This is a genomic window from Bradyrhizobium sp. (assembly GCF_049512235.1).
Taxonomy (GTDB): domain Bacteria; phylum Pseudomonadota; class Alphaproteobacteria; order Rhizobiales; family Xanthobacteraceae; genus Bradyrhizobium.
The window spans coordinates 1-5769 of sequence record NZ_JBEKXH010000412.1 but is presented as its reverse complement, the minus strand read 5'-3'; the positions used below and the strand labels follow the sequence as shown (position 1 = coordinate 5769).

The following is a 5769-nucleotide window of genomic DNA, read 5'->3' as shown; positions in this document are numbered from 1 at the left end:
GCGGGAATGCCGGGTGTTTTCCGGTGCCTCGCTGTGAATACTCGTGTGCGTGATGGCCGTTTTCTGCACGCGAGGCTGCGGGTGCCACTGGGCATCCGGCATTCCCCACGCCCTCTGTTTGCAGGGCGAGAGTTTCTGGCAAACCCTCGGGCGCATCGCGCCGCGAGGCGCAAACGCGCGTTTGAAGCTTGCAGGGCGGGAGGCGATGGGGCCATGGGTTTTTCCTGGTCTTTCGCGGCGCCAAAGTTCGATTGTTTCGTGGAGCCTGTCATCGGGCGCCCGTGCTTGCGCGTCTCAATGACTTGCAATGACGGTCTGAGAATTCCTGCCTTGGCTGTTTGACAATTGAATCGGAAATTCATTCGGCGGGCCGGAAGCCCGCCGGCGGCTTTGCGGTCGGCTGGAACGTTGTTGTCGCGGTGCTGAGTCAGCATCCCTGACGCTTCGCCGCACTGCAGCGCCGTGCCCCGCCGCGTCCGTCGCAAAAAAAAATGCCGAACGCGCAACTAATTTGATCTGATGACAAATTGCCCGCGCAGCGTTAGCGTCGCGTCAAAATAAACATCATGGGAGGAAGTGGCATGCCGGATGCAATCCCCGCATCGGATACAATGGTCGCAGCACCGGCGTCGCAAGCGACGCAGGGCGGAACGCAACATGTCGATGTTGCAGTAGTGGGCGCCGGCTTTGCCGGCCTTTACCTTTTGCATCGCCTGCGCAAGGCGGGCTTTAGTGTCGTGGCGATGGATGAGGCCGACGATGTCGGCGGCACCTGGTACTGGAATCGCTACCCCGGCGCCCGCTGCGACATTCAGACGGTCGACTACAGCTACTCCTTCGATCCGGAACTGGAGCACGCCTGGACGTGGACGGAGAAATACGCCACCCAGCCTGAGATCCTGCGCTATCTCGGCTTTGTGGCCGACCGCTATGACCTCCGGCGCGACATCCGTTTCGGCACCAAGGTCGTCGCGGCGACGTGGGACGACGCCACCGCGCGCTGGCTCCTGACGACCAGCAATGGCGCCAACGTCTCCTGCCGCCATTACATCATGGCCACGGGATGTCTCTCCGCGCCCAAGCCGCCGGAGATCGATGGCGTGAAGGACTTCAAGGGCGAAGTCTATTTCACCAGTCGCTGGCCGCATCACGGCGTTGATCTCAGAGGCAAACGGGTCGCGGTGATCGGCACGGGATCATCGGGAATCCAGGCGATCCCGCGGATAGCAGAGCAGGCGTCACATCTTACCGTATTCCAGCGCACGCCGAACTTCGCCCTGCCCGCCCACAATGGCGCGGTACCAGCGGACCGCGTCGCCCAGCTCGAGCAGGACCGCGCCGCCTTCCGCGAGCAGGCGCGCTGGTCGATGGCGGGGGTGCCGCTGCCGCCGGCCACCGAGTTCAGTTTCCAGCTCTCCGATTCCGAGCGGCGCGAGCGTTTCGAGAAGCTTTGGGCCGCCGGCGATCTCGTCGGCATGCTGACCCAGTTGTGGGCCGACCAGGGCACCGATCCTGAGGCCAACGCCCTCCTCGCCGAGCTATTCCGACAAAAGATCCGCTCGATCGTCAGCGATCCCGAAACGGCGGAAGCGCTCTGCCCGAACGATCATCCGTTCGGCTCCAAGCGACCTTGTCTCGATACCAACTACTACGCCACCTTCAACCGCCCCAACGTCACGCTGGTAAATCTGCGCAAGGAGCCGATCACCGCGATCACGCCGTCCGGCCTCAAGACCGATCATCGCAGCATCGAGGTCGACGTGATCGTGTTCGCGACCGGCTTCGACGCGATGACCGGCGCGGTCAAGGCCGTGCATCCGATCACCGGCCGCGGCGGCAAGTCTCTCACCGATGTCTGGGCGCACGGCCCGGAGACCTATCTCGGCCTCACGGTGGCCGGCTTCCCCAATTTGTTCCTGATCACAGGCCCCGGCAGCCCGTCGGTGCTGTCGAACATGGCGGTGTCGATCGAGCAGCATGTCGACTGGGTGGTAGACCGCCTGATCGCGCTGCGCGAGGCCGGCTTCACCACCGCGGAGGCCACCGAGACGGCGCAGGCCGGCTGGGCCCGGCACATGGCCGACTGTGCGACGCTGACGCTGCATCGGCTCGCCAATACCTGGTACACGGGCGCCAACGTCCCCGGCAAACCGCAGGGCGTGATGCCCTATACCGGCGGTGTCGGTCCCTATCGCAGCATCTGCAACGAGATCGTCAGCCGCGGCATGCTGGGCTTCCGCCTCTCCGGTCCCAACCTGGCCGAGCAATGCAATGACGGCGAGATCGTGAGGCTGCAGCCGGACGTGCGGCTGGCGCTGGGCATGCTGGCGCAGATGAATTTGCCGCCGATCGAGTCGCTCGGCGCGCAGGGCGCGCGCGACTTCATCGGCGAGTTCAACAAGAGCCGTCCTGCCGGACGGCCCGTCGGCGAGGTCAAGGACGGCACGCTTGCCGGCCCCGATGGTCCGCTGGCCTACCGTCTCTATCGTCCGGCAACGCCGGGACCGCACGGTATCGTGGTCTATTTCCACGGCGGCGGCTGGGTGCTGGGCGACGAGCTCTCTGACGATCCGTTCTGCCGCGACATGTGCCGACGGACCGGCATGATCTTTGTCAGTGTCGGCTACCGCCATGCGCCCGAACATCGCTTCCCGGCGGCGGCGGAGGACGGCTTTGCTGCGACCCGCTGGATCGCCGAACATGCGGCCGAACTCGGCGGGAAGCCCGGGCCCGTGCTGGTCGCGGGCTGGAGCGCCGGCGCCAACATCGCTGCCGTCACCTGCCAGCTGGCACGCGACCGCGGCGGTCCTGAGATCGCAGGCCAGCTTCTGGTCTGCCCGGTCACCGACTGCAGCTTCGACCGTCCGTCCTACAACGACAATGCGACGGGCTATTTCCTGACGCGCTCGCTGATGTTCTGGTTCTGGGACATCTACTGCTCGCCCGCCGACCGCACCGATCCGCGCGCGTCGCCGCTGCGCGGCAAGCTCGCCGGGCTGCCGCCCGCCTATGTCGTGACCTGCGAATTCGATCCGCTGCGCGACGAGGGCATTGCCTATGCCGAGGCCATGCAGGCCGCCGGCGTCCCGGTCGAACAGCTGAAGGCGCGTGGCCACTTCCACTCGTCCTTCGCCATGGTCGACGTGGTGCTCACCGGCGTCAGCGGCCGGGCCCAGATGGCGACCGCGCTGTGCCGCTTTGCCGGGCTGGATAACCAGGGCCAGCGATCCGACCAGGCGACCTTCAACGCGGCGGCGGAGTAGCAGCAACGCATAGTGACGGCGCGCGCAACGTCCTTGCGCGCGCCGCCCCGTATCGGAAACTTGTGATCAACTTTACCGAGCGAAAAGACGTCAGCGCTAACGTAAGGCCCACCACATCGCTTAACGGCCACGTCGCCAGACCGAGCGCCAACCGGACGACCGCAATGAAGAGGAAGAGGTTGGCGTACCAGGCAAACGTTCCAAAAAGGAAGTGGGATTATCGCGCCACAAAGATTAAACCATTGATCTCACGGTGCAAACGTAGCGCGATCGGACATGATTGCCAGTGTCCGGCTTCTGGTCTTCACGGCCGGAATAAGTCGATGGCGGACCACGTGCCGACCTGGGGGTGGCATTCGCAATTCGATCGACGTGCAAATTTACTCTTCGAAAGCCGCACGATAGACTGTTCTCGAACAGATCAGCAGGGAGTAGCGCGTGCCATTCGCGATTCCGCAACCGGTCGTCGCGCCGCTCACGCGCGCTGCTATTTTTATCGTCGTGACCGTGAACTCCGGAAAGGAAAACGAAGCCGCCGTGCGGACGATGTGTGGCGACCTGGCCGCTCTGCTGCGTGCAGTGGGCTTCCGCGATCTCGAAGGAAGGCTGTCGTGTGTCATGGCGTTCGGCTCCGAGGCATGGGACAGGCTCTTCGGGGCACCGAAGCCGGGGGAATTGCACCCGTTTCGTGAGATCCACGGCCGCCATCACGCTGTCGCAACAGCGGGCGACATCCTCTTTCATATCCGCTCCACACGCATGGATCTGTGCTTCGAGCTGGCGACACAGATCATGTCGCGGCTCCGCGGCTCCGTTTCCACGGCGGACGAAGTGCACGGTTTCAACTATTTCGATGATCGGGACTTGATCGGCTTCGTCGATGGGACGGAGAACCCAACGGATCAGGCTGCGGTCGACGCCACCATCATCGGCGAAGAGGACGCTGCCTTCGCTGGGGGAAGTTACGTGATCGTGCAAAAATATCTGCACGATCTGGCGCGGTGGAATGAGCTTCCCGTCGCGGAACAAGAAGGCATCATAGGTCGAACCAAGCTTTCCGACATCGAGCTGGACGATGCTGTGAAGCCAACCTCGGCCCACAACGCACTGACGACAATCATCGAGGACGGGGAGCAGTTGGAGATCGTGCGCGACAACATGCCGTTCGGCGATGTCGGGAAGGGCGAGTTCGGCACCTATTTCATCGGCTATGCCCGGTCCCCGCGCAGGATCGAGCAAATGCTCGAGAACATGTTTGTCGGCCGGCCGCCGGGCAACTATGACCGGCTGCTCGACTTCAGCCGCGCCGTGACGGGCAACCTGTTCTTTGTGCCGTCGGCGACGTTTCTGGAGGATGTTGCGACGGGGGAAGCGGCTCCATCGACTGCCGGCCCGACATCGAAAGCGCCTGCGGCCGAGAACAAGTCCAAATCGCGACTGTCTCGGCCCGACGGTTCACTCGGTATTGGTTCTCTAAAAAAAGAGGCAGGATATGAATAATCTCCATCGGGAACTCGCCCCTGTCTCTGACAAGGCTTGGGCTCAAATCGAAGAGGAGGCGTCCCGCACCCTCAAGCGCCACTTGGCGGCGCGGCGGGTCGTGGATGTGCTGGGCCCGAAGGGTCTCGAACTCTCCGCTGTCGGCACCGGTCACCTCATCCAGATCCAGGCGCCCGGCGAGGGGATCCAGGCCACACAACGCGAGGCGAGAGCGCTGGTCGAATTGCGCGTTCCATTCGAACTCGCACGCCAGGCGATTGACGACGTCGAACGCGGCGCAACCGATTCAGACTGGTCGCCGGTGAAGGAAGCGGCCCGCAAAATCGCCTTCGCCGAAGACCGCTCCGTCTTCGACGGATACGCCGCAGCGGGGATTCAGGGCGTCCGGCAAGGAAGCAGCAATCCGGCATTGACGCTCCCTTCCAATGTGAGGGGATATCCGGGCGCGGTGGCGCAGGCTATAAGTCAATTGCGCCTCGCTGGCGTCAATGGCCCCTACGCCGTCTTGCTTGGTGCAGAGGCATACACGGCCGTCAGCGGGGGCAGCGACGAAGGGTATCCTATCCTTCAACATGTTCAGCGTCTTGTCGATGGAGAGATCGTTTGGGCACCAGCCATCGAAGGTGGCTTCGTGCTTACAACCCGTGGCGGTGATTTCCAGTTAGATATCGGGCAGGACATCTCCATTGGTTACTCGAGCCATTCCAAGACGATCGTCGAACTGTACCTGCAGGAGACCTTTACTTTCCGGCTGCTGACAACCGAGGCCGCCGTCGTGCTCGCGCCTGGGGAGAAGTAGGACGTTCGGCGCATCCATCCGGGTTTCGCGAAGGCCATGGTCGTTGAAAGTGACGTCTCGGGAGGCTTCATCGCTAAGTCTGCGAACAGTTGCTCCGGGTTGGTGCCGATGCGCGCCGAACCGAGTGTAGAATGTCGAGAAGGCCGTCAGAGCTGCGCGAGACTCTTCGAGGTGACGAACAAATGCATGCGCGCCGTGGGGAAATTG

The 5769-nt window shown here is 63.3% G+C and carries 3 protein-coding genes; all 3 read left to right on the top strand.

Translation table 11 applies throughout. The annotated features are described in order from the left end of the window. Nucleotides 1–581: 581 nt before the first annotated feature. The 3 genes from ABSG20_RS27880 to ABSG20_RS27870 all read left to right on the top strand — a co-directional run bounded on the left by ABSG20_RS27880 (nt 582) and on the right by ABSG20_RS27870 (nt 5562). Nucleotides 582–3263: a flavin-containing monooxygenase gene (locus ABSG20_RS27880; RefSeq protein ID WP_423867696.1), complete on the top strand. Its 2682-nt coding sequence runs from the start codon at nt 582–584 to the stop codon at nt 3261–3263. 438 nt (nt 3264–3701) lie between these two features. Further along, nucleotides 3702–4763: a Dyp-type peroxidase gene (locus ABSG20_RS27875; protein WP_423867695.1), complete on the top strand. Its 1062-nt coding sequence runs from the start codon at nt 3702–3704 to the stop codon at nt 4761–4763. Beyond that, the gene (locus ABSG20_RS27870) at nt 4756–5562 is read left to right on the top strand and encodes a family 1 encapsulin nanocompartment shell protein (protein ID WP_423867694.1); all 807 of its coding nucleotides are present in this window, start codon (nt 4756–4758) and stop codon (nt 5560–5562) included. Before ABSG20_RS27875 ends, ABSG20_RS27870 begins: the two co-directional genes overlap by 8 nt. Nucleotides 5563–5769 lie beyond the last annotated feature (207 nt).

What these genes read in the sequence shown, in the direction of transcription:
- ABSG20_RS27870 (WP_423867694.1), top strand. Translation starts at nt 4,756, where the DNA reads ATGAATAATCTCCATCGGGAACTCGCCCCTGTCTCTGACAAGGCTTGG.
- ABSG20_RS27880 (WP_423867696.1), top strand. Translation starts at nt 582, where the DNA reads ATGCCGGATGCAATCCCCGCATCGGATACAATGGTCGCAGCACCGGCG.